The organism is Rhodanobacter sp. G1, from assembly GCF_055397855.1.
Map to the genome: position 1 here is coordinate 3,831,429 of NZ_AP039674.1, position 24,230 is coordinate 3,855,658.

The following is a 24,230-nucleotide window of genomic DNA, read 5'->3' on the forward strand; positions in this document are numbered from 1 at the left end:
CCTCGCCGCACCCAGCCTGCATGCCCGCGGATGCTTCCCCCTTGAACGGATTCCACCCCGCCGTCGCCGCCTGGTTCGCGGGCCGTTTCGACGCGCCTACCGCGGCGCAGGCGCAGGCGTGGCCGGCGATCCGTTCCGGCAGCCACGTGCTGGTGGCCGCGCCCACCGGCTCGGGCAAGACGCTCACCGCCTTCCTCGCCGCGCTCGACGCGCTGGTGCGCGAAGGCGTGGCGAACGGCGGCGCGCTGCCGGACGAGACGCGGGTGGTCTACGTGTCGCCGCTGAAGGCGCTTTCCAACGACATCCACGTCAACCTGGACGAACCGTTGGAAGGCATCCGCGCCGAGCTGGAAAGGCGCGAGCTGCCCGAAGTGGCGATCCGCACCGCCGTGCGCACCGGCGACACGCCGCAGGCCGAGCGCGCATGGATGCGCAAGACGCCACCGCACGTCCTCGTCACCACACCGGAGTCGCTGTACATCCTGCTGGGCTCGGCTTCCGGCCGCGAGATGCTGAAGAGCACGCGCAGCGTGATCGTGGACGAGATCCACGCCGTGGCCGGCAGCAAGCGCGGCGCGCACCTGGCGCTGACGCTGGAGCGGCTGGAATCGCTGTGCCAGCGGCGCCTGCAGCGGATCGGGTTGTCGGCGACGCAGAAACCCATAGAAGAAATTGCCGACTTTTTAGTCGGCGCAACATCTCCCTCTCCCCTTTGGGGAGAGGGTCGGGGTGAGGGGTCAAGCTTGCCGCAGATTTCATCGAAGCCTGATCTGGGTGAGGCTGGCGCAAGCACCCACCCCTCACCTCAATCCTCTCCTCGCTCCTCAAAGCCGCGGCCATCCATGGCCGCTCCCCGCGTGCCCCAAAGGGGAGAGGAGGCCAACGCTAAAAGCGGCGTCGCCATCATCGACACGGGCCACGTCCGCCAGCGTGACCTCGCCCTCGAACTCCCGCCTATCCCGCTCGAAGCGGTGATGTCCAACGACGCCTGGGAGCTGGTCTACAACCGCATCGCGCAACTGGCGCAGACGCATCGCACCACCCTGGTATTCGTCAACACGCGGCGGCTGGCCGAGCGCGCGGCGCGGCATCTGTCCGAACGGCTGGGCAAGGCAGCCGTGGCCGCGCACCACGGCAGCCTCGCCAAGGAGCAGCGCCTCGACGCCGAGCAGCGGCTGAAGCGCGGCGAGCTGGCGGTGCTGGTGGCCACCGCCTCGCTGGAGCTGGGCATCGACATCGGCGACGTGGATCTGGTCTGCCAGCTCGGCTCGCCGCGTTCCATCGCCGCCTTCCTGCAGCGCGCGGGCCGTTCCGGTCACCACGTCGGCGGCACGCCGAAGGCGCGGCTGTTCCCCACCACGCGCGACGACCTGGTGGAATGCGCCGCCCTGCTCGACGCCGTGCGCCGCGGCGAACTCGACGCGCTGGTGCAGCCGCCGCAGCCGCTGGACGTGCTGGCGCAGCAGCTCGTCGCCGAGGTGGCCTGCCGCGAATGGGACGAGGACGCGCTGTACGCGCTGGTGCGCGGCGCGCATCCGTATCGCGCGCTGGCGCGTGCGGACTTCGACGCCGTGCTGCGCATGCTGGCCGAAGGCTTCACCACCCGGCGCGGCGCGCGTGCCGCCTACCTGCATCGCGATGCCGTGCATCGCCAGGTACGCGCGCGGCGCGGCGCGCGGCTGGTGGCGCTCACTTCCGGCGGCGCGATCCCCGACACCGCGGACTATCTCGTGGTGCTGGAGCCGCAAGGCACCGTGGTCGGCTCGGTGCACGAGGATTTCGCGGTGGAAAGCCTCGCCGGCGACATCTTCCAGCTCGGCAACACCAGCTATCGCATCCTGCGCGTGGAACGCGACCGCCTGCGCGTGGAGGACGCGCACGGCGTGCCGCCGAGCATCCCGTTCTGGCTGGGCGAGGCGCCGGGACGCACGGACGAGCTCTCGTTCGCGGTGTCGCGCTTGCGCGGGGAGATCGATGCCTTGCTTGAACCCCTCTCCCTTCGGGAGAGGGGCAGGGGTGAGGGTACGGTTTTCGCGGAGGGTTCCGGCGATACCGAACCCTCACCCCCAACCCCTCTCCCGATGGGAGAGGAGAGCAGAGCATTCATGTGGCTGCGCGACGAACTCGGCCTCGGCGAAGCCGCCGCGCAACAACTGCTCGATTACCTCGCCAGCGCGAAAGCCGCGCTGGGCGTGCTGCCCACGCAATCGGTCATCGTGTTCGAGCGCTTCTTCGACGAATCCGGCGGCACCCAGCTGGTGATCCACGCGCCGTTCGGCAGCCGCATCAACCGCGCCTGGGGACTGGCGCTGCGCAAGCGCTTCTGCCGCCAGTTCAACTTCGAACTGCAGGCCGCGGCCACCGAGGATGCGATCGTGCTGTCGCTGTCCACCAGCCACAGCTTTCCGCTGGAGGAGGTGGCGCGTTATCTGCACTCGAACAGCGCCGAGCACGTGCTGGTGCAGGCCCTGCTCGACGCGCCGCTGTTCCCCGCACGCTGGCGCTGGAACGCGGTCACCGCGCTGGCGCTACCGCGCTTTGCGGGCGGGAAGAAAGTGCCGCCGCAGCTGCAGCGCATGAAGAGCGAGGATCTGCTCGCCGCGGTGTTCCCCGACCAGGTGGCCTGCCTGGAGAACATCGTGGGCGAACGGCAGATTCCCGACCACCCGCTGGTGGCGCAGACCCTGCACGACTGCCTGCGCGAGGCGATGGACGTGGACGGCCTGCTGCGCCTGTTGCGCCGGCTCGAAAACGGCGAAATCCGCCTCGTCGCGCGCGACCTCGCCGCGCCCAGCCCGCTCGCCGGCGCGGTGCTCAACGCCGCGCCCTACGCCTTCCTCGACGACGCGCCGCTGGAGGAGCGCCGCACCCGCGCCGTGCGGCAGGATGGCCCCGCCAGCGCCGGCGACCTCGGCCGGCTCGACCCCGACGCCATCGCCGCCGTGCGCGCCGAGGCGTGGCCGGAAGTGCGCAGCATCGACGAGATGCACGAGGCGCTGGAGGCGCTGGGCGGGATCACGTCTGGGGAAGCGGCGGCGAACGAAGGCTGGGACGAAAGGCTGTGCGCACTGGCGAAAGACCAGCGCGCCACGCTCCTGTCTCCCTCTCCCCTTCGGGGAGAGGGCTGGGGTGAGGGGACACTCTCGCCTCAGTCCACATCAAAGCAGGCTCTTGGAAGTGTCACCTCAAGCACCCGCCCCTCATCCCACCCTTCTCCCCAAAGGGGAGAAGGAGACGATGGCGTGTGGGTCTGTGCCGAAAAACTCCCGCTGTGGCAGGCCGTGCATCCCGCGGCATCGTTGCATCCCGCCATCGCGTCCCCCGCCGAATACGCCGCGCAAGCCTGGACACGCGAGGACGCCCTGCGCGAACTGGTGCGCGGCCGACTGCTCGGCCTCGGCCCGGTCACCGTCGAAGCCCTCGCCGCGCCGCTGGGCGTGACGCCCGCCGACACGGAAACCGCTTTGCTGCGCCTGCAAGCCGAAGGCTACGTGATCCAGGGCCATTTCGATCCCACTATCGGCGAAACGCAATGGTGCGAGCGCCACCTGCTGGCGCGCATTCACCGCTACACGCTGGGCCGGCTGCGGCGCGAGATCGAGCCGGTGAGCCGGCGCCAGTTGATGCGCTTCCTGCTCGACTGGCAGCACGCCAGCCCCGCCACGCGGTTGCGCGGCCCCGACGCGCTGCCGGCCGTGTTGGCGCAACTGGAAGGCTACGAGGCGGCAGCCGGCGCGTGGGAAGCGGAAATCCTGCCCGCACGCATCGCCGACTATTCGGCGAACTGGCTGGACGAACTGTGCCGCGCCGGCCGCATCGGCTGGAGCCGGCTGCGCGCCGGTGGCGGCAACGGCCCGGTGCGCGCCACGCCCATCGTGCTGCTGCCGCGCCGGCAGATGGCCGTCTGGACGTCCGTCGCACAGGAATCGTCGCCGCAGGAAAGCCTGCTTTCGTCACGCGCGCAGGCGGTGGCCGACGCACTGCGCGAACACGGCGCGTTGTTCTTCGACGAGCTGCAATCCATCGCCCACCTGTTGCGCACCGAGCTGGAGGACGCGCTGGGCGAGCTGGTCGCCGCCGGCCGCGTCAGCGCGGACAGCTTCGCCGGCCTGCGCGCGCTGCTGCTGCCCGCGGCGAAGCGCGAGGCGCCGCGGCACCGGCGCATGCGGCGGCATGTGTTCGGTGGGATCGAGGATGCGGGAAGGTGGTCGCTGGTTCGTTCCTCCCTTCTCCCCGCCGGGGAGAAGGTGGCCCCGCAGGGGTCGGATGAGGGGCGGGTGCTTGCGGAGAAGCCAGATGAAGGCTCGCGGCAAGAACAGCCCCTCACCTCAATCCTCTCCCCGCAGGGGAGAGGAGGCGAACGTGGCGCTTCGCGCCGAGGCGATTCGATTGAAACAGAGCACGTCGCCCGCGCCCTGCTCGCCCGCTACGGCGTGGTGTTCTGGCAACTGCTGGAGCGCGAGGCGCCGTGGCTGCCGTCGTGGCGCGAGTTGCTGCGCGTGTATCGCCGGCTCGAAGCGCGCGGCGAGATCCGCGGCGGGCGCTTCGTGGAAGGGCTGGTGGGCGAGCAGTTCGCGTTGCCTGAGGCCATCGCGCCGCTGCGCGCTATCCGCCAGCGCGCGGACGACGGCGAACTGGCCGTGGTGGGCGGCTGCGACCCGCTCAACCTGGTGGGCGGCGTGCTGGCCGGCGACAAGGTGCCGGCGGTGCCCGGTTCGCGCGTGCTCTATCGCGACGGCATGCCCGTGGCCGCGCAGGTCGCGGGCAAGTTCGTCGCGCTGGCCGAACTGTCGGCGACGGAAACACAGGCCGCGCGGCAGGCGCTTCACAGCTTGAGATAGATGCGCCGCCTGTCCATCCACCACACGATCACCCACCAGAACGCCACGAAGGCGATGGCGTAGCCCAGTGAGGCGAGCTTCTCGCCGCCCCACGGCGCGATCCAGCTGGCGAAGCCGTGGGTATAGATGGCGTCCTGCCAGCCCGTCGGCGGCAGCACCACCTGCATCAGTTCCGAGCCCGCGTAGGCGGCGATCGCATTCATGCCGAAGCGGCGGCCCAGCGGTGGCCAGCCGCGCACGTCGACCAGCCAGTGGCAGGCGAGCAGGGCCAGCGTCGCCCAGCCGGACGTCCACAGCACGAAGGAGGGCGTCCACAGGTTCTTGTTGAACGGGATCCAGTACGACCACAACCAGCCCAGCGCCACCGCGGCCACGCCGGCCGCGAGCAGGCGCTTGAGCCGGCGCTCGCGCAGCCACACGCCCGCGCACAGGCCGAACAGGCTGTTGGCGATGGCTGGCAGGGTGCTGAGCAGTCCTTCGGGATCGTGCCGCTGGCCGGTGGCCGCATTGGTTTCCCACACGTGCCGGCCGAATACGGCGCTGTCCACGTGGTCGACGATGCTGTCCCACTTCGCCAGGGTTCCGCCGGCAAGCAGCAGCGCGGCGTAGCCGGCAAGCAGCGCCACGATGGCGATCACCCATGCGCGTCTGGGCGTATAGATGGCCAGAATCGACGCCACCGCGAAGCACACGCCTATGCGTTGCAGCACGCCCGGAAAGCGCAGGTCGTGGCCCGGCGGCCACCACGCCGAGGCGGCGTTGAGCGCCAGTCCCAGCGCGACGATGCGCACCGCGCGCCACAGCGCCGCATTGCGCAGCCCGGCAGGCGCGACGCCCTGCTCCAGCCTCGGCAGTATCGCCATCGCGATCGACACGCCCACGATGAACAGGAAGAACGGGAACACCAGGTCGGTGAGCGTGCAGCCGTTCCACGCGGAATGGCTCAACTGCGGATACACCTGGTACCAGGTGCCCGGATCGTTGACCAGCAGCATGCAGGCCATGGTGATGCCGCGCAGGGCATCGAGGGAGGCGAGGCGTTTGTTCATGCGTTCTGCTCCAGTGGCTGATCCGGCCGGCATAAAGCCCGACAACCGTCCTTCGACCCCGCCGCACCGCGCGCGATGTTTACGAGCTGAAGCAACCAGGCGCCCCTGACTTTCGGCATCATCCCGGCGGAGGCCCACTACTGTCCGGAATAATTTTGAACATTCGTGGCCGCGATCTTTCTCCTCATTCCAGCGCAGGCCGGACAAGCGCGAAGCGCGCAGAACGCCCGCAGGGCGGCCCCGAAGGGGCGAGCGAAGCGAGTCATCCAGTGGCCGTGCGGCCTGAGCGAACATGGTCGCTACTGGATCCCGGCCTTCGCCGGGATGACAGTCTGGATAGGTGGTCGTTATCGGAAATGAAGTCGCCTTCTCGCCATGCTTCGTGCAAGCGGCGCGGGCCTTCATCCTTCTACACCATCCCCAGATTATTCAGGACAGCAGTGGGCGGAGGCCGGGATCCAGTGACGATAACGCTCGTTCAAACCCTGCGGCTACCGGGTTCCGGCCTGCGCCGGAATGACGGGCAGGCTCGCAATATTCCAGGATGGGAGCCTTTGCCTACAGGTTGCGCTCCCGAAGACCCGCTTCATGGTTTCGCCTCCAGCGACACCCGCCCCACTGCGTACAGCGGGCCGTCGGTGGGCGTGGCGTAGGCCAGGCACAGGCCGTGCACGCCGCTTTGCGCAGGCAGCTTCGCGTCCAGCTTGAACTGGCGCGGGCTGTGCGCCGGATCGGGCAACGGCAGGCTGGCGAGCACCGTGCCGGCGCAGTTGTCGGCGTGCACCACCAGTTCGCCGAAGGGCGTGGCGTGCGGGCGCGACACCACCAGCTTCGCGTCGCCGGCCAGCGCGTAGTTGCGCACCAGGCGCACGGCATCGACGTGGATCGCGGCGACGCCGTCCATCAGCGTGGCGGGGAACTGCTGGCAGTTGTCGAAGATGTTCACCGCGTACACCGGCTGGGTGCTGGTGGCGTCGGGCGTGGGTTGCAGGCGCAGGCGGAAATCGCTGCCGGCGCAGTTGCCCAGTTCGGTGCCGGGCAGGCTGAGCAGGGCGGCGCGATCCAGCCTGCGCTCGCGCGGCGCCGCCAGTTCGCTGCCATCGGCGGCGAAGCTGGCGGCGCGCACGGTGGCGGGCGGGCTCACGTTGAACGGCGCGGCGTACAGCGGCGAGGCCGGCGTGGGCGCGCTGCCGTCCAGCGTGTAGCGGATGGCGCCGAAACCGGCCTGGTCGGAGAGCGTGACCGTGGCCTTGCCGGTGGCCAGCGCCACGTTGCGATCCACCGCGATGCCCACCGCGAAGGCGCTGTCGGCCACGGCCACGTGCTGCGCGCGCTGGCGCTCGAACTGCGCCGGCAGGCGCGCGAGGAAGCCATGCCAGTCGTTCGTGGCAGCCGGCGACCAGGCCACCTCCGCCAGCGCGTCCAGCCGCGGGAAGGCGGCGTGCTCCACCAGCTCCATGGTCGGCAGGTGCTCCGTCCACACGTTGGCCTGCACGCCCAGCACGTGTTTCGCCTGCGTGGCGTTCAGCACGCCGGGCACGGCCTGGAAGCCGTAGACATCCTTCAGCGATTCCACGCCGAGGCGGCCGGCATACTCGTCGGCGAGGTCGCCCTGCACGTGGTCGAAGTAGAGCTGCGGCGAGGGCGACATCACCACGTCGTGGCCGAGCAGCGCGGCCTTGATCGCGCCGTCGGTGCCGCGCCACGACATCACGGTGGCGTCGGCGGGCAGGTTGTCGCCTTCGAGGATCTCGTCCCAGCCGATCAGCTTGCGGCCGTGCTTTTCGAGGTATTGGCCGATGCGGCCGATGAACCAGCCCTGCAGCGCGTCTTCGTTCGTGATGCCCAGCGCGCGCATTTTCGCCTGCACCGCGGGCGAGGCCTTCCACTGGTTCTTGATCGCCTCGTCGCCGCCGACGTGGATGTACTGCGAGGGGAACAGCGCCATCACCTCGTCGAGCACGTTGTCGATGAAGGCGAAGGTGCTGTCGTCGACGTTGTACAGCCACGGGTTCACGCCCCAGTCGACCGAGACCCGCGGACGCTGGCCGGTCACGCCGATCTGCGGATACGACGCCACCGCGGCCTGCGCGTGGCCGGGCATGTCCAGCTCCGGCACGATGGTGACGTGGCGCACGGCGGCGTAGGCTACCACGGCGCGGATCTGCTGCTGCGTGTAGAAGCCGCCGTAGCGCTGCGGCTCGCCGTCCTGGCCGGCGTCGGGCGGCGTGCGCCAGGCGCCAATCCTGGTCAGTTCGGGGTAGCGCTTGATCTCGATGCGCCAGCCCTGGTCGTCGGTGAGGTGCCAGTGCAGCACGTCGAGCTTGAGCTGGGCCATCTGGTCGATCAGCTGCTCGACCTCGGCCACGCTCTGGAAATGGCGCGCGGAATCCAGCATCAGGCCGCGCCAGGCGAAACGCGGCCAGTCGCGGATGGACAGCGCGGGCACGTCCACCGCGCCCTTTTTCGCGTCGGGCGTCAGCAGCTGGGCCAGCGTGATCGCGCCATGGAACAGGCCGGCGGCGTCGCGCGCGGCAATGCGGATGCCTTGCGGCGTGACGTCCAGCGCATAGCCCTCGGCCTGCGCCACCGGCGCCTGCGGGTCGCGCACCAGCACGATGGCATGCGCGGCCTTGGCGTCGCCGGCGATGCGCAGGCGCAGGCCGCGCGTGCGCGCTACGAGGTCGATCAGGTAATCCGCGGTCTGCCGCGTCGAGGCGTCGTGGTCGGCCAGCACGACGGGCGTGTCCGCATCCACGGCGAAGCCGCCGTGCTGCAACGAGAGTTGCGCCGGCAGCGGAATCAGGGAGGGCGTTGCCGCCTCGCCGGCCGTCGCCGCATGCAGCGGCAGCAGGGCAAGCACGAACAGCAGGCAAGCGCGGAACAGCGAGGCGGAACGGTTCATCGGCAACTCCTGCGAGGCGACCCAGCATGCCACCGCCGCGGCCGATGGGCGCAAAAAGACGGGCCCGCAAAGTGAAGCCGGGCCCGCTCGGGGAGAGTGCGGGCCGTCCGTGGCCCGCGGGTTGTCGCGGTGAAGCGGTGGATCAGAACTTGAAGTTCACGTTGAAGTAGTACTGGCGGCCGTTCGTGTAGAACGCCTCGGGCACCTTGCCGAAGTTCAGGCCAGCCTGGCTGCCAACGTCGTAGTAGCGCAGCTTCGGGTTGTTGAGGTTCATCGCGCTGAAGGACAGGTTGATGTTGTCGTTGATCTTGTAGCCCGCCGAGAACGACAGGTAACCCTGCCCGGCCTGGTAGTACGGCAGCAGCGGCGGCGTGTTGCCGAGGCCACCGGCCTGCACGATCATCATGCCGTCGTAGAATGACGAGCGGTACGTGTAGTTGAGGCGGGCATTCCACACGTCGTCTTCGTAGAACACCGACGCATTGGCCGTGGTGCGCGAGGTGCCGTACAAGGGGCGGTTGCCGGCGGCAAGGTTGTCGCCGAAGGTGCCGTCGCCGTTGTAGAGGTAGGTGCCGCCCGACGAATGGCCGTTGGCGTAGGTGTAGTTCAGCTGCGTGCCGAGGTGCTCACCGATCGGCTGCACCCAGTTCAATTCGACGCCCTTCAAGGTGCCATTGACGTTCACCGGCACGCTCACCAGGTACTGGCTGTAGACCGGCGTGTGCGAGGGGTTGCTGGTGCCGTAGGTCAGGTAGTTGTTGAGATAGCTGCGGGTGACCGTGCCGTAGTCGTAATAGTCGTTGAGATCCATCTGGTACACGCTGGCCGACAACAGGCCGCGCTTGGCGAAGTACCACTCCAGCGAGGCGTCGAAGTTGGTGGAGATCAGCGGCTTCAGGTCGGGGTTGGGGCCCGAGCCGCCGCCCACCACGCCCGCGGCCATCGGATCGGAGAGCGCCACGTTGCCGGTCAGCTGGCCGTAGTCCTGGCGGGTCAGGGTCTGCGAGGCGGCGAAGCGCGCAAGCAGGCTGCCGTCCTCGTTCAGGTTGACCTTGAAGTTCAGGCTGGGCAGCAACTTGCCATAGTGAGCGTGGTGGTAGTTCCAGTACCAGCCATTCACATACCACGGCGAGTTGTTGAACGGCCCGGTGTGGTCGCTCTCAAGGATCGAGGCGCTGGTGTAGCCGATCTTGTCGTTCGTGGAGACGTAGCGCAGGCCGACGTTACCGCTCCAGTTGCTGCCCTCGAAGTTCGCCTGGAAATAGGCTTCGGAATTCTTCTCTTCCAGCGAGTAGATGTCGTTGGGGTAGAAGCGCGAAGCCGGGCCGCTGCCGGCGCGGTTGGCATAGGTGGCGTTGAGCGCGGCCAGCTGGGCCGGCGACCAGTACCAGATGCTGCCGAGGCCGCTGGACAGGGGGTCGGTGTAGCTTTGGGTGCTGGCCGGCCACAGGGTGGAGTTCGGGGTGAAGTTGACGGCCGAGGCCCAGTTCGGGCCCTGCGCGATCGCGACCAGGTTCTCGTGCGTGTGATCGGAGTAGCGGGCGCCGAACTGCAGCGAGGAGAGCACGCCGGAGTCGAAGTCCTGCTCGCCGTCGACCTGGAACCACTTCTCCTTGTCGACCACGTGGATGTTCTGGTCGCCGAAGATCCAGTCGAGGCCGACGGTGGCCGGATTGTACGTGCCGTTGTTGCCGCTCATGCCCAGGCTGAAGGGCTTGCCCAGCCCGTTCATCGCATAGTTGGCCGTCTGGCCGTAGCCGGTGTCCATCTCCATGATGTCCTCGGTCGGCGTGAAGCCGGTACCGCGGGTGACGCCGCCCTGGAACTTGAAGTCGAGGGTATCGGTGGCCCTCCAGTCGGCGTCGAGGGTAACGTAGGCGCTGGATTCGCCCTCGCCCGGACGCGAGATCATGTCGTAGATGCCCTGCGAGATGTTGCTGGCACCCGGCAGGTTCGCGCTGGTGATCACGTTGTTCTGCACGGTGCCGGTAATCGGCTGGACCGGCAGCTGCTCGCGCAGGCGCAGCATGTAGTTGCGGTTGTAGTCGGTGGCGTCGAGCTTGGAGTAGAAACCGTCGAGGTTGAAGCTCAGGTTGTCGGCCGCCTTCCACTCCAGGTCGACCGAACCGCCCTTGCGCTTGCGGGTCTGGGTGAACAGCACCGCGCCCGGCAGGTTGGGATAGAACACGCCGGTGCTCTTGCTGCCCGGCGAGGCCGCGCCCAGGCCCAGGCTGGTGGCCGCCGCCGATCCGGTCGGCACGTAGGAGTAGCCCAGCATTTCCTAGCCATTGCGCTGCAGCGAGCGTTCCTCGTAGAACGCTTCGGCCAGCACGCCGAACGTGTTGCTGTCGTTCTTCCAGTTGAACAGGCCGTTGAACTGCGGCTTGGTGCTGCCGGGCAGGTCGGCGTACACCGCGCCAACGCTGGCCTCGGTGGTGACCTGCTTGGCGAACTCCAGCGGCTTGCGCGTGATGATGTCGATCGAACCGGCGGCGCCGCCTTCGAGCAGACGCGCTTCGGAGGTCTTGTGCACCACCACCTGGCTGACCAGCTCCGACGGCAGCATGGAGTAGCTCACGCTGCGCGTACCGCCGGCCAGCACGAACCAGTCGCCGGAGGCCAGCGCATGGCCGTTGAGCGTGGTGAGGGTGAGCGAAGGCGCGCTGCCGCGGATGCTGGCGCGGTCGGCCTCGTCGAAACCGCCTTCGGAGCCGGCCGCATCGGCGATGTTCACGCCGGGCAACTGGGCGATGGTGTCGGCCACGTTCTTCGCCGGCAGCTTGCCGATGTCCACGGCGGACACCACCTCGATGTGCGAGTTGGCGGCCTGCTTGGTATCGATCGACAGCGCTTGGCTGTTGCGAATGCCGGTGACGACAACCGCATTGAGCTGCTTGGCGTCCTTCTTGTTCGCCGCGCTGCCGTTCTGGGTGTTCTGGGTTTGCGTGCTGTCCTGCGCATACGCGCCGACGGACAGGCACAGGCCGGCGACGATGCTCGCGGCAAGCAGTGTCTTGCGATGGTTCATGGTTTCCTCCCCTCAGAGGCTGGATCGGTCGGTGACCGTGGTCGTGTGGCTTGCTTGGTTGACTTCGGTTGCGGCGTTCGGCGCCGTGTCGCTAGAGCGGTGGCATGGTGTGTTCTCCTTGCCGCTCCTCCAGGAACCAGCCGGCGGCGCCGATGACACCTAGCTGGCCGTGCTCAATCAGTCGTACGGGAACCTTCTGCAGCCAGGCGCGCATCACGCCCTTGTTGAAATAGCGCTCGGCGAACGCGCTGTTGCGCAGGAAGCCGTGGATCTGCGGCAGGATGCCGCCGGCGAGGAACACGCCGCCGCTGGCGCCGTACAGCATCGCGAGGTCGCCGGCGAAGCTGCCGAGCAGGCCGCAGAACACCTGCAGCGTCTCCGTCGCCGTGCCGTCGTGGCCGGCCAGCGCGGCGCCGGTGACTTCCGCCGGCGTCATCAGCGATACCGGGCTGCCGCGCAGTTCGCACAGCGCGTGGTAGAGGTTGAGCAGGCCGGGGCCGGACAGCGCGTCCTCGCAGGAGACGTAGGCGCGGCCGCGCGCGAGCACGCGCAGGATCTCGATCTCGCGCTCGTTGCCGGGCGCCAGCGCGATCTGGCCGGCCTCGGTGGGCAGCACCTGGGCATGGCCGTCGGCACGCGGCAGCAGCACCGCCGAGCCCAGGCCGGTGCCCGGCCCCATCACCAGCACCGGGCCGCGGGCCGCGGGCTGGGCGACGTCGATCACCGGCAGGGTTTCGTCCGTGCCGAGGAACTGGGTGGCCCAGGTCACCGCCTCGAAATCGTTGATGACCTCCAACTGCGCCAGCTTGAGCTGTTCGCGCAGCGCGCCGATGGACACCGGCCAGGGCAGGTTCTCGTTGACGATGCGATCGTCCAGCACCACGCCGGCGCTGGCCACCACGCAGCGGCGCACGCGCGCGGCGAGCTCGGCATGGCCGGCGGACGGCAGCCGCGCCATGAAGTCGCGCAGCACGGCACCGAGGTCGGCCCAGTCGGCGCAGCAGTAGCGGTGGTAGTGCAGCACGCTGACCGGGGGTTGCCCGGCCGGCGCGGCGCGCATCAGGCCGATGCGCGCGTGGGTGCCGCCCACGTCGGCGGCGAGGAACGGCTCGGCCCGATCGAGCACGCCGTGCGGCACCGCCGATGGCACCGGCTGGGCGGCATGACGCTGGCTGGCGAACTCTCCCACGTGGTTTCCCCCGATATCCGCTGCGGCCCACCGGCGCGGCGCGCGATGCGCGCGCGGTCGCCGGCAGGCGATGGGTTGGGAGTCTGGAATCGTCATGACAACGTTGTCAAGTGGCTGTCCCGAAATTTTCATAAGCCGCTGCGGCTGACGCAATATGACCGTTGGCACGGGGATGGCGATGGCCACAGGCGCACCGGTTGCGGCTGTTGCGTCGCGACAAAACCGGGCTTGCTCGAAAACGCCTTTGCGGCGCCACGGCCATTGGCGCCATGCCGCGCAACGTGCCGTCGGCGGCGCCTTGATCCGATGCCGTTCTCCCTGAGCGCAGGCCCGCCAGGGCCGAAGTCGACGGGCACATGGCGTTTCGACTTCCTCGCTCCCCAAAGCCAGCGCCATCCATGGCGCTTCCCAGCGTGCGCTCGCCGACGCGAGCTGCGCTCGACGCGAATGGTCAAATTCAGACCGAGGCGCCACGCCCTGTTGACAACGTTGTACTTTGCGGCCAATAAAGAGCCTTCGGCGGCCGCTGGCGTCGCCGCGTTCGCGGTTGTCCGCGCCGTTTTCGGGGAGAGACTTCAATGACAAGCACGCAGGCGGCCGCGCCGTCCGGACGTTCCTACATCGGGCCGATGATCATCATCGGCGTGCTGTTCTTCATCATGGGTTTCTTCACCTGGCTCAACGGGCCGCTGATCTCCTTCGTCAAGGTGGCTTTCACCCTCGACGACATCAACGCCTTCCTGGTGCCGTTCGCGTTCTACCTCTCCTACTTCGTGCTCGCGCTGCCCGCGGGCGCGGTGCTCAAGCGCACCGGCATGAAGCGCGGCATGGTGCTGGGCCTGTTCGTGATGGCCGTCGGCGCGGCGCTGTTCGGCGCGTTCGTGCGCGTCCGCGTGTATCCCGGCGCGCTGTCCGGCCTGTTCGTGATCGGCGCGGGCCTGTCGCTGCTGCAGACGGCGTCGAACCCCTACATCAGCATCCTCGGCCCGATCGAGAGCGCCGCGCAGCGCATCGGCATCATGGGCATCTGCAACAAGATCGCCGGCGCGATCGCGCCGCTGGCGTTCGGCGTGCTGGTGATGAAGGGCATCGACGCCTTCCTCGGCAAGGTCACCGCGATGCCCACCGGCCCGGAGCGCGACGCCCTGCTCAACGATTTCGCCGCGCGCGTGTTCTGGCCCTACATGGCGGTGGCGGGCCTGCTGGTGGTGATCGCGGTGGTGATCGTGTTTTCCACGCTGCCGGAGATCAAGCCGGCCGGCGCCAACAGCGAAAGCTCGGTGGGCCATGCCAAGGGCGGCATCTTCAGCTTCCCGCACCTGTGGCTGGGCGTGCTGTGCCTGTTCCTCTACGTGGGCGTGGAGGTGATGGCCGGCGACGCGATCAACACCTACGGCCAGGGCTTCGGCCTGCCGCTGCAGGTGACCTCGCACTTCACCACCTACACCATGGTGGCGATGCTGGTGGGCTACCTGGTGGGCTCGGCGCTGATCCCGCGCGTGGTTTCGCAGCAGCGCTACCTTGCGGCGTCGGCGGTGCTGGGCGTGGTGTTCGCGCTGGGCGCGTACGTCACCCACGGCTACGCGTCGGTGGCCTTCGTCGCCGCGCTGGGTTTCGCCAACGCGATGATGTGGCCGGCGATCTTCCCGCTGGCGATCAAGGGGCTGGGCAGCCACACGGAGCTGGGTTCGGCGCTGCTCATCATGGGCATCGTGGGCGGCGCCCTGCTGCCGCAGGCCTTCGTGCACCTGAAGCAGGTCATCGACTTCCAGCTGGCCTTCGTGGTGGTGATCGTGCCGTGCTACCTGTACATCCTGTACTACGGCCTGCGCGGCCATCGCGCGGGCCAGCACGCCGGCTGAGCGGCGCGGCATGCGGCAAGCGCGCAGCCGTCCGCTAGACTGTGCCGCGCGCCGGCGTAGCCCCATGGCCGCGCCGGCGCGCCCCTTTCCCCCACCGAGGCCACGCGTTTGCGCAGCGCCACCATCAAGGACGTAGCCGAGCAGGCGGGCGTATCGCTCAAGACCGTCTCGCGCGTCATCAACAACGAGCCGTCGGTGCACGCGCGCACGCGCGAGAAGGTGCAGCGCGCCATCGAGGCGCTGGATTACCGCCCCGACCCGTCCGCGCGCAGCCTGCGCAGCACGCGCGCCTACGCGGTGGGCCTGGTCTACGACAACCCGAACGCGCACTACGTCATCAGCATGCAGAGCGGCGTGCTGGCGGCATGCCGCGCCAACGGCTACGGCCTGCAGATCCACCCCTGCGACTCCACTTCGCCGCGGCTGGCCGACGAGCTGGTGTCGCTGGCGGCGCAGGCGCGGCTGGCCGGCATGGTGCTGGCGCCGCCGATGTCGGAGCAGCCGGAGCTGATCCGCAAGCTGGCGGCGGCCAAGATCCCGTTCATGCGCATCATCTCGGCGCGCAAGGATCCGCAGGACGGCTACCCCTGCGTGTACGTGGACGACCGCGACGCCGCCTACGCGATCACCGAGCATCTGATCCAGCTCGGCCACACCCGCATCGGCTTCCTGTGGGGCGGCCGCGACCACCGCTCCAGTCCCGAGCGCTACCAGGGCTACGAGGACGCGCTGAAGGACTACGGCATCGCGCTGGACCGCAAGCTGATCCTGCCCGGCGACTACTCCTTCGACGACGGCTTCCGCGGCGCGCGCAAGCTGCTGGCGCTGAAGGATCGGCCCACCGCGATCTTCGGCTCCAACGACGAGATCGCCGCCGGCGTGCTGGCCGCCGCGCATTCCGGCGGCATCAGCGTGCCGTGGGAGCTTTCCATCGCCGGCTTCGAGGACAGCCCGTTCTCCAAACAGTCCTGGCCCGCGCTCACCACCGCGCGCCAGGCCACCGAGGAAATCGCCCACCACGCCGCGCAGCGGCTGATCGGCAACCTGCAGCGCGAGGCCAACGGCGAGCCGCTGGAAGAGGGCAACGAGGGCTTCAGCCCGGAACTGGTGGTGCGCGGCTCCACCGCACCGCTGCGCGGCACGCCGGCGAAGCGCTGAGAGCCTGTCCGCGATCCCCGTGCGCCCCACGCCGGCCGGCCGGCAAGGCGCACGGCCCGGCTTGCGGCGACCGCCTGCTTTGCCCATGCTGCGCCCACACCACGGGCCAGCACTTCCGATCCAGGCGATGACCACCCCGAACCGGCAAGCAGGACTGCGATACGCCCTCGCGCTGGCCATCCTGCCGGCGCTGCTGGCCATCGGCCTGTGGATCGCGCCGCTGCAGGTGGATCACTGGTCGTACCACCTGCAATTCCTCATCGCACTCGCCACCACCGCATGGTGCATACGGCTGGTGTTCCGCTCCAGCTATCCGCGCCCCCTGATCCTGGCGCTGGCCGCCAGCCTCGCGGTGTGGACGCTGGGCGTGGCGACGCTGCTGGTGCAGATCGACTGGCTGCACTCGCTGGTGGACATGACGAACTACACCTACCTGCTGTTCGTCGGCTACGGCATCCCGCTGCTGTACGTGGCGGCGACCTACGGCGACCCGCACTCGTCGCGCTGGCAGCGGGGGCTGGACGCGCTGCTGCTGGCCCTGCTCGGCCTGCTGTACTGGCTCAGCATCGTGGACAAGCTGGATGCGCACGGCAGCATCAGCCCGCTCGGCCTGTGGTACGTGCGGCACGCACTGGATGCGGTGAACGCCTTCATGGCGGTGTCGCACACGATCCGCTGGCTGACCGCGGACTCGGCCGCCAGCCGGCGCTTCTTCCGCATCACCAGCGTGTTCCTGATCGCCTACGGCGTGTGCATCGGCATCCACAACCATTTCGACATGGAAGACGTGGGCGCGGGCTTCATGAGCCGGCTCGGCGACGTGCTGCCGCCGCTGCCCTTCGTCGCGCTGGCGCTGATGCTGCACCACGGGCGCAACCTGCCGGCGGACGACACCGCCGGCACCGGCAGCCTGCCGCAGCGCGTGGTGCTGGGCGTGAGCCCCATCCTGTTCCTGGTGGCGATCTTCGCGGTGGGCGTGAGCATCGACGACCGCCACACCAACCTGGTGCTGCTGGCCCTGGGGCTGGCGATGGTGGCCTACATCCTGCGCAGCGTGCAGGTGCAGTACCGCTACATGCAGGCGCAGGATCGGCTGCAGGACATGGCCGCGGCGCTGGAGCGGCTGTCCTACACCGACGCCGTCACCGACCTGCCCAATCGCCGCGCGTTCGACCGCGCCATCGCGCGCGAGTGGGCGGCGGCGATGCGCACGCCGGAAAGCATGAGCCTGCTGATGATCGACATCGACCGGTTCAAGGACTACAACGACCTGTACGGCCACCAGGCCGGCGACCATTGCCTGCGCGCCGTGGCGCGCCTGATCGCCGGCGCCCTGCACCGGCCCGCGGACTTCTGCGGGCGCTACGGCGGCGAGGAGTTCGTCATCCTGCTGCCCGCCACGCCGCTGCAGGGCGCGACGGTGGTGGCCAGCCGTATCATCGAGCGCATCCACACCGCCAACCTGCCGTACAGCCAGGGCATCGACGGCCGCGTGACCGTGAGCATCGGCGTGTCGGAGCGCCACGCCACCGACCTGCAGGCCGATGCCCTGATGGAGCGCGCGGATCGCAACCTGTATCGCGCCAAGGGCGACGGCCGCCATCGCTGGGATGCGAGCAGGACGGAACCCTGACTGCCGTCGCCGGCAAGCGCAACGGCGTTACGGCGCTTCCGCCAGCCGCTGCCCGGCGCTGCTGAAGCGCATCGGCAGGTCGCCGCTGAAACCGTCCGGGTGCCCGTCGGGCACGGCGAAACGCCAGCGGCGCACGGTGGCCAGCGCATGCGCATCGAGCACGGGATCGCCGCTGGACTCGGATAACGCCGCGTCGGCGACGCGGCCGTTGCCGTCGATGGCGAGATGCAGCAGCACGCGGCCCTGCAAATGGCCTTCCATCTGCGACCACGACACCGGCAGCTGCGGCATGGACACCGGCACCAACTCAAGCGGCGGCGGTGCCGGTTCGGCCTGCACCACATCCGCCACCGGCGGCAGCAGGACGCGATGCGCCAACGCCACCTCGCGTGGCAACGCGGCATGCCGGCGCGGCGTGGCACGGCGATGCGCGGGCGCAAAACCCGCCACGCGCTCGGCGGGGCCGGCCCAGCCGGTGTTCAGCCCGCTCAGCCACTGCGTGCCGGCAATGCCGACAGCCAGGGCGAGCAGGCTCAGGGTGATGGTGGTGCGCAGACGCAACATGCGGCCTTTATGCCCCGGCGCGGGCGAATCGCGGCTGAAGCTAGCGTTCGAGGATCGCGGTGACGCCCATGCCGCCCGCCGTGCAGATCGAGATCAGGCCGCGGCCCGAGCCCTTCTGCTCCAGCATCTTGGCCAGCGTGGCGATGATGCGCGCGCCGGTGGCCGCGAACGGATGGCCGGTGGCGAGGCTGGAGCCGTGCACGTTGAGCTTGGCGGGATCGATCGCGCCCAGCGGCGCGTCCAGTCCCAGCCGATCCCTGCAGTAGTCCGCGCTCTCCCACGCGCGCAGCGTGCACAGCACCTGCGCGGCGAAGGCTTCGTGGATCTCGTAGAAATCGAAATCCTGCAGGGTGAGGCCGTTGCGCTTGAGCAGGCGCGGCACCGCCACGGTGGGCGCCATCAGCAGGCCCTCGCCGTGCACGAAATCCACCGCGGCCACCTCGGCGTCGCGGAACCACGCCTGCACCTTGAGCCCGCGCTGCGCGGCCCATGCCTCGCTGGCCAGCAATACGGCAGCCGCGCCATCGGAAAGCCCGGTGGAGTTGCCCGCGGTGAGCGTGCCCTGGCCCGAGGTCTTGTCGAACGCGGGCTTGAGCGCGGCGAGCTTTTCCAGCGTGGTGTCGGGGCGCAGGAAACCGTCGCGCGCCAGGCCGCGGAACGGCACGATCAGATCCTCGAAGAAGCCGGCGTCGTAGGTGGCGGCCAGCTTGCGGTGGCTGTCCAGCGCGAGCCGATCCTGCGCTTCGCGCGTGACGTGCCATTGCTTGGCCATCTGCTCGCAGTGGTCGCCCATCGACTTGCCGGTGCGCGGCTCGGCCACGCCGGGGAAGGAGGGCTTGAGCTCCTTCAGCGAGAAGCGGTGCAGCGCCACCTTCAGCTTGTCCAGCGGCGCCTTGGCGCGGTTGATCGCCAGCAGGCGCTTGCGCAGGCGCGTGCCGAGCACGATGGGCACGTCGCTGGTGGTGTCCGAGCCGCCGGCGATGCCGGCCTCGATCTGGCCCACCGCGATCTTGTTCGCCACGATGATCGCGTTGTCCAGCGAGGTGCCGCAGGCGCGCGCGGTGGTGATGCCCGGCGTGGTGGGCGCAAGGCCGGAGGAAAGCAGCGCCTCGCGCGCGATGTTCCAGTCCGAGGGATGCTTGATCACCGCGCCCATCGCCACTTCGCCCAGCTCCACGCCGTGCAGGCCGTAGCGCTCCACCAGCGCCCCCAGCACCTTCACCGACATGCCGAAGTTGCCCACGTCGGCATAAGCCGTGTTGTTGCGGCAGAACGGGATCCGCACGCCGCCGATCACGCCCACCCGCCGTTGCACCTGTTCCATTGCGGAAAATCCACCTTGAAAGACTCCACGCAAGGCTAACCCGCCGCGCCGCGCCGCGGAAGCACGCCGTGCGCGGTTCCGCGCACGGGCAACGCGCGTGCGCTTGCTAGAATCGCCGTTTTCCCTCGCGGATTTCCCTGCCGTGGAAGCCTCCACCCTGATCGCCCTGCCCATCGTGCTCGCGCTGGAACCCGTGGCCGGCGCCGCGCCGCGCGCCACCCTGAGCCGCGACGAGGCGGACGAACTGGCCGGCCTGGTCGCCGCCGACCTGCACGCGCTGCTGCCGCAGGTGGCGCAGGCGCGGCTGGTGCTGGCCGGCGCGCTGTTCGATCCGGTGGAGCTGCTGCGCCCCGGCTTCCCGGTGTGGGCCACGCTGGACGAGCTCGGCCGCCGCGTGCCGCGCGCCGGCGTGGCGCAGGTGGTGGCCTTCGGCAACCACGAGGGCCGCATGCCGGCGCAGCCGCTGGAGCCCGCGCCGCAATTCGCGGACGGCACGATGCGCCTGCTGCCGCTGTCGCTGCTGGCGCCGGAAGCACTGGCGGAGGAACTCTCCGAACAGGTCGAAGTGCAACTGGTCGGCCGCGGCGAAGCCGGCGAGCGCACCGCCGACTGGCTGATGCGCACACTGGGCGTGCGGCTGGAACACGCGCGCTACCTCAGCCGCAACGATCTGCTGGCGCTCACCTGCGTGCAGTACGAACACGTCAACCTGGCGCCGCTGTGGAGCCTGCTGGAAGCGGCCCTGCTCACGCCGTACCGCGAGGAAGACGTGCTCAGCGCGCGCGGCTTGGCGCTGCGCTACGAACACGGCCGCGTGCTGGCGCAATCGCCCGCCGAATGGCTGGCCGCGCAGGAAGGCGACGCGGCGGAGCGCGCGCACAGCTTCGCCGGCATCGTGTTCGAGCTGCGCCAGTACGCCGCCCTGCTGGACGCACACGCGCTGCCCCTGCGCCTGTCGTCGTCCGCGCCCGACGGCGTGGGCGAAACCGGCTGGCTGCTGGAAACCGTGGCCGACGCCGATCCGAACCACGACGCGCCGCAGCTCTACGCCCACGAGGCGCCCGGCCTCGGCGTGGTGGCCGTCACCGCTGCACAACGCGGCGAAGGCAGCCGCCCGCACGTGCTCGCCCACGGCTACCCGTTGCAACCCGACGCACTGGGCCCGCTGCTCGCCGCGCTGGCCGCCCACTACGGCTGCGCCGCCGAGTTGCAGATGCCAGGCCGCATCGTGCTGGACGAACACGGCCGGCTCGCCGCGCCTGCGGCGTCGCTGCACTGAGCGAGGGTTTGCCGCAATCCCTTCTCCCCCTGGGAGAAGGTGGCCCGAAGGGCCGGATGAGGGTTCGGGCGAAGCGAGGCACCACAGGCATAAGAAGCTTGCGCGCCGTGCCGCTCCCTCTTCCTCGCGCCTCAAGGCGCGACCGCAGCCGGCGAAGAGGATCACTGCCGCCGCAAGGTCAATCGCCGCGACGCACCCTCAAAGCACCTGCTCGTACATCGCGTAATGGCAACGCCGCATGCCCAGCCGCTCGTAGGTGACTTGCGCGCGGGCATTCTCCGTTTCCACGTACAGGCGCAGGCTCGCCGCCTTCGCGGCGCGGGCGCGACGTTCCACCTCCGCGTACAACGCACGGAACACGCCGTCGCGGCGCGCCGGCGGCATCACGTACACGCTCTGGATCCACCAGTAATCGCCATTGCGCCAGTCGCTCCACTCGAAGGTGACCAGCAGGCCACCCACCGCTTCGCCATCGCGCTCCGCGACAAGGTAGAAGCCGCGCTGCGGTTGCCCGAACACTCCGCGCACGCCGCGCTCCAGCACTCCCGCATCGAGTTCCAGGCCCTCCGTTTCGCGCGCCATCGCCGCATTCCAGGCACACAGCGCAGGCACGTCGGCGAGGGTGGCTGGGCGGATCGACAGCGTCATCTCGGCGTTTCCGGCATGGGCAGCGCCGTATCGTAACGCGCGCCTCGGGTCATCCCGCCAACACTCAACGATCCAACGGACTCAATACGCCATGGCCGCCGCGGTTGAGCACGTGCGTGTAGATCTGCGTGGTCGACACGTCCTTGTGGCCGAGCAGTTCCTGCACCGTGCGGATATCGCTGCCCGACTCCAGCAGGTGGGTGGCGAAGGAGTGGCGCAGGCTATGGCACGTAGCCGGCTTGGCGATGCACGCCCGCCGCACCGCCGCCTTCACCGCGCGCTGCAGCACCGTCTCGTCCAGGTGATGCCGACGCTCTGCGCCGTCGCGCGGATCGATGCTGCGCATGCTGGCCGGGAACACGTACTGCCAGCCCCATTCCCGCGCCGCGTTCGGATACTTGCGCTCCAGTGCATGCGGCAGCCACACCGCGCCGAAGCCGGCCGCCAGGTCGCGCCCATGCAGGCGCCGTGCTTCGGCCAACTGCCCCTGCAACGCATCGGACACCATCGCCGGCAGCATCGTGCGCCGATCCTTGCCGCCCTTGCCCTGCCGCACCACGATCTCGCGCCGTGCGAAATCCACATCCTGCACGCGCAAGCGCACGCACTCCATCAAGCGCAAGCCGGCGCCGTACAACAGACCCGCCATCAGCCAGGTCACCCCGCTCATCTGTCCCAGCATCGCCACCACTTCCTCGCGCGTCAGCACGGTCGGCAGGCGTTCCGGCTTCTTCGCGCGACGGATGTTGTCCAGCCATGGCAGCTCCACCTCCAGCACCTCGCGGTACAGGAACAGCAACGCTGCCAGCGCCTGGTTCTGCGTCGACGCAGCCACCTGTCCGCGCGTCGCCAGTCCGGTCAGGAACGCCTCCACCTCGGACGCACCCATGTCGCGCGGATGCCGCTTGCCGTTGGCGAGGATGAAACGCCTCGCCCAACCGACATAGGCTTCCTCCGTGCGCAGCGAGAGGCCCAGGCGACGCATGCGCCCACGCATCTCGTCGAGCAGACGCGGCCGCGCCGCCCGCGCACCATCGACCGCGCTTGTCGGCACCGGCGCCGGGTGAGAGGATCGCTGCATGATCGCTGCCTCCGGGGAAAGGCTGCAGGATTAGGCTGCGGGAATAGGCGGCGCGATCAGGGAAGCCCTTTGATTCGTGTAGGAAGTGTCTGGTAGTCGCCATTCGAACTGCCGGGTTAGGCTGCTGGATTAGGCTTCATTCAACAATCGAATTTAAGTTAGGCCCTTGCTTGGTTGCTCTCTCGCAACGTGTGCTTCGGTCAGGTCTTCGTCAGCATTCAGCCCTTCGCACTTGGCCACGAGCTTTGCAGCGTTACGGCAAGCTCCAAGCATCCAAAGCTGCTAGCGTTGTGCTCGGTGGGGTTCGCGGCTGCGCCGGCAATGTCGCTCATGCACGGCGTGGCGCAAGCCCCTAACTATTCGTCCAAGCGGACGGCCCTGGCGGGCCGCCACTTAACTCAGGCGTTAGTCGGTAGCTTGTTGTTGCTTCAGCAGTTCGTGTGTTTCGTCCAGCTTCGCGGCGGCTTGCAGTGTCTCGCTTCGGCAACTTTTGCCGGTAGCGCCCGGCAAGCTCTCCGCTTCGGGGCTGGCACTTTGGGAGTTATCGGCTGCTCAAGCTCTGCGCTCAGTCCGGCCATGCGTCGTCGCCCGTGCGCACTGCGTCGCAACCGTCTAACTCCTCGTCCAAGCGGACGGCCCTGGCGGGCCGCCGCTTAACTCAGGCGTTAGGCGCACTTTTAGGATTACGCAAGGAGCGCACATGTTGGCAACAAGAGACCCACGGGCAGCAGCAGCATCCGCATCGACAAAGTTCATGTTTGCTGCCGTCTTCATTTCCATCTGGCCACTCACAAGTTGGCTAGCACTCGTTGGCTCAGCGTTATTTGCCATCTGGGGCACGGTTGTACTCTACAAGCAATCTCGCCGTATACCCGTACTGAATCGCGGCCGGGTCTTCACAACTGGGCTGGTCTCGGCGTTGGTGTTCGTGGCCGTAGCGTTGCTGCAAATTGGCTATGCCGCCGGCAAGTACATGGCGGTGCAAGACAGTGCAGCCTGTAGCGTATTTGTACAAGGTGCGCCTAACAGTTCATTCCAGCGGACGCGCTGCGCGCGCCGCTAAATTCAAGCGTTAGTCGGTAGCTTGTTGTTGCTTCATCGGTTCGTGTGTTTCACCCAGCTTTACGGCAGCTTGTAGTCCTTCGCCTCGGCAACCTTGTTCGTGGCGCTCGGCAAGTCTTCCGCCTTCAGAGCTGGCAATTGGGGGTTGTCAGTTGCTCAAGCTCTGCGCTCAGCCCGGCCAAGCGTCGCCGCCTGTGCGCACCGCGTCGCAACCGTCTAACTCCTCGTCCAAGCGGACGGCCCTGGCGGGCCGCCGCTTAACTCAGGCGTTAGGCCATGAATCCCGTCATCGGCAAAGCAATCTTGGTGGTATTCGTCCTTGCCTGCGTAGTTGGGTTCGTATCCGCTTTGGTCGCGGCCTTTAATCTCATCAGCATTCCGTTCCGCCTCAAGCCTGGCGTTCGCGCTTGGGCTGGTGGCAATCCACTCAACTACGTACTTGCACCAGATTCGCTCACTCAAAGAGGCTTGGCCGCACGCCGCCGCGCGGGTATCTCTTGTGTCATCTTTCTCGTGTCACTTGCAGTAGGCTTCGCCGTGGCTTTGCTAGTCCAAGCACTTCGGTAAGGCCTAACATCTCGTTCAAGGCGGACGGCTTCGCCGCCGC

At 68.7% G+C, this 24,230-nt stretch carries 14 protein-coding genes and 2 pseudogenes; 7 read left to right on the forward strand and 9 right to left on the reverse strand.

What is annotated here, in order from left to right; translation table 11 throughout:
* Positions 1 to 20: 20 nt before the first annotated feature.
* Positions 21 to 692: pseudogene (locus ACZ5Z2_RS17050) on the forward strand (DEAD/DEAH box helicase); the annotation flags it as partial.
* Positions 693 to 842: 150 nt separating this feature from the next.
* Positions 843 to 4,841, forward strand: a pseudogene (locus ACZ5Z2_RS17055) (Lhr family helicase); the annotation flags it as partial.
* Here ACZ5Z2_RS17055 and ACZ5Z2_RS17060 read toward each other — a convergent pair.
* The 5 genes from ACZ5Z2_RS17060 to glk form a co-directional block, all read right to left on the reverse strand.
* Positions 4,826 to 5,890, reverse strand: coding sequence for an acyltransferase family protein (locus ACZ5Z2_RS17060; protein ID WP_464759766.1), 1,065 nt, complete (start codon positions 5,888 to 5,890; stop codon positions 4,826 to 4,828). The pseudogene ACZ5Z2_RS17055 and the gene ACZ5Z2_RS17060 sit on opposite strands and share 16 nt — an antisense overlap.
* Positions 5,891 to 6,476: 586 nt before the next feature.
* Positions 6,477 to 8,795, reverse strand: a complete 2,319-nt coding sequence (locus ACZ5Z2_RS17065; RefSeq protein ID WP_464759767.1) for a beta-N-acetylhexosaminidase — start codon at positions 8,793 to 8,795, stop codon at positions 6,477 to 6,479.
* A gap of 142 nt (positions 8,796 to 8,937) precedes the next feature.
* Complete coding sequence (locus ACZ5Z2_RS17070) at positions 8,938 to 11,073, reverse strand: TonB-dependent receptor (protein ID WP_464759768.1); 2,136 nt, start codon at positions 11,071 to 11,073, stop codon at positions 8,938 to 8,940.
* Positions 11,074 to 11,076: 3 nt separating this feature from the next.
* Positions 11,077 to 11,823 carry a TonB-dependent receptor plug domain-containing protein gene (locus ACZ5Z2_RS17075; protein WP_464759769.1) on the reverse strand — a complete coding sequence of 249 codons (747 nt, stop codon included), beginning with the start codon at positions 11,821 to 11,823 and terminating at the stop codon, positions 11,077 to 11,079.
* A 91-nt stretch (positions 11,824 to 11,914) separates the two neighbouring features.
* The gene (glk, locus tag ACZ5Z2_RS17080) at positions 11,915 to 13,012 is read right to left on the reverse strand and encodes a glucokinase (RefSeq protein ID WP_464759770.1); all 1,098 of its coding nucleotides are present in this window, start codon (positions 13,010 to 13,012) and stop codon (positions 11,915 to 11,917) included.
* A gap of 578 nt (positions 13,013 to 13,590) precedes the next feature.
* Here glk and ACZ5Z2_RS17085 point away from each other — a divergent pair.
* From ACZ5Z2_RS17085 to ACZ5Z2_RS17095, 3 genes are all read left to right on the forward strand, one after another.
* Positions 13,591 to 14,874 carry a sugar MFS transporter gene (locus tag ACZ5Z2_RS17085; protein ID WP_464759771.1) on the forward strand — a complete coding sequence of 428 codons (1,284 nt, stop codon included), beginning with the start codon at positions 13,591 to 13,593 and terminating at the stop codon, positions 14,872 to 14,874.
* Positions 14,875 to 14,982: 108 nt separating this feature from the next.
* The gene (locus ACZ5Z2_RS17090; RefSeq protein WP_464759772.1) at positions 14,983 to 16,032 is read left to right on the forward strand and encodes a LacI family DNA-binding transcriptional regulator; all 1,050 of its coding nucleotides are present in this window, start codon (positions 14,983 to 14,985) and stop codon (positions 16,030 to 16,032) included.
* A 127-nt stretch (positions 16,033 to 16,159) separates the two neighbouring features.
* Entirely contained in the window at positions 16,160 to 17,665 is a 1,506-nt protein-coding gene (locus ACZ5Z2_RS17095) for a GGDEF domain-containing protein (protein ID WP_464759773.1), read from the forward strand.
* Between the two features lie 27 nt (positions 17,666 to 17,692).
* On the opposite strand, the gene ACZ5Z2_RS17100 is transcribed toward ACZ5Z2_RS17095, so the two are convergent.
* The gene (locus ACZ5Z2_RS17100) at positions 17,693 to 18,229 is read right to left on the reverse strand and encodes an energy transducer TonB (protein ID WP_464759774.1); all 537 of its coding nucleotides are present in this window, start codon (positions 18,227 to 18,229) and stop codon (positions 17,693 to 17,695) included.
* Between the two features lie 40 nt (positions 18,230 to 18,269).
* Entirely contained in the window at positions 18,270 to 19,553 is a 1,284-nt protein-coding gene (locus tag ACZ5Z2_RS17105; RefSeq protein ID WP_464759775.1) for an acetyl-CoA C-acetyltransferase, read from the reverse strand.
* Positions 19,554 to 19,695: 142 nt separating this feature from the next.
* Between ACZ5Z2_RS17105 and ACZ5Z2_RS17110 the strand changes: the two genes are divergently transcribed.
* A complete protein-coding gene (locus ACZ5Z2_RS17110) occupies positions 19,696 to 20,832 on the forward strand; it encodes a hypothetical protein (protein ID WP_464759776.1) in 1,137 nt (378 codons plus the stop codon).
* A 198-nt stretch (positions 20,833 to 21,030) separates the two neighbouring features.
* On the opposite strand, the gene ACZ5Z2_RS17115 is transcribed toward ACZ5Z2_RS17110, so the two are convergent.
* Together ACZ5Z2_RS17115 and ACZ5Z2_RS17120 are read right to left on the reverse strand one after the other, a co-directional pair.
* Positions 21,031 to 21,480: an N-acetyltransferase family protein gene (locus tag ACZ5Z2_RS17115; protein WP_464759777.1), complete on the reverse strand. Its 450-nt coding sequence runs from the start codon at positions 21,478 to 21,480 to the stop codon at positions 21,031 to 21,033.
* Between the two features lie 64 nt (positions 21,481 to 21,544).
* Positions 21,545 to 22,477 (reverse strand): integron integrase, encoded by a 933-nt coding sequence (locus tag ACZ5Z2_RS17120; protein WP_464761733.1) that lies wholly within the window; start codon positions 22,475 to 22,477, stop codon positions 21,545 to 21,547.
* Between the two features lie 1,422 nt (positions 22,478 to 23,899).
* Here ACZ5Z2_RS17120 and ACZ5Z2_RS17125 point away from each other — a divergent pair.
* Positions 23,900 to 24,190, forward strand: a complete 291-nt coding sequence (locus tag ACZ5Z2_RS17125; protein ID WP_464759778.1) for a hypothetical protein — start codon at positions 23,900 to 23,902, stop codon at positions 24,188 to 24,190.
* Positions 24,191 to 24,230: the final 40 nt, after the last annotated feature.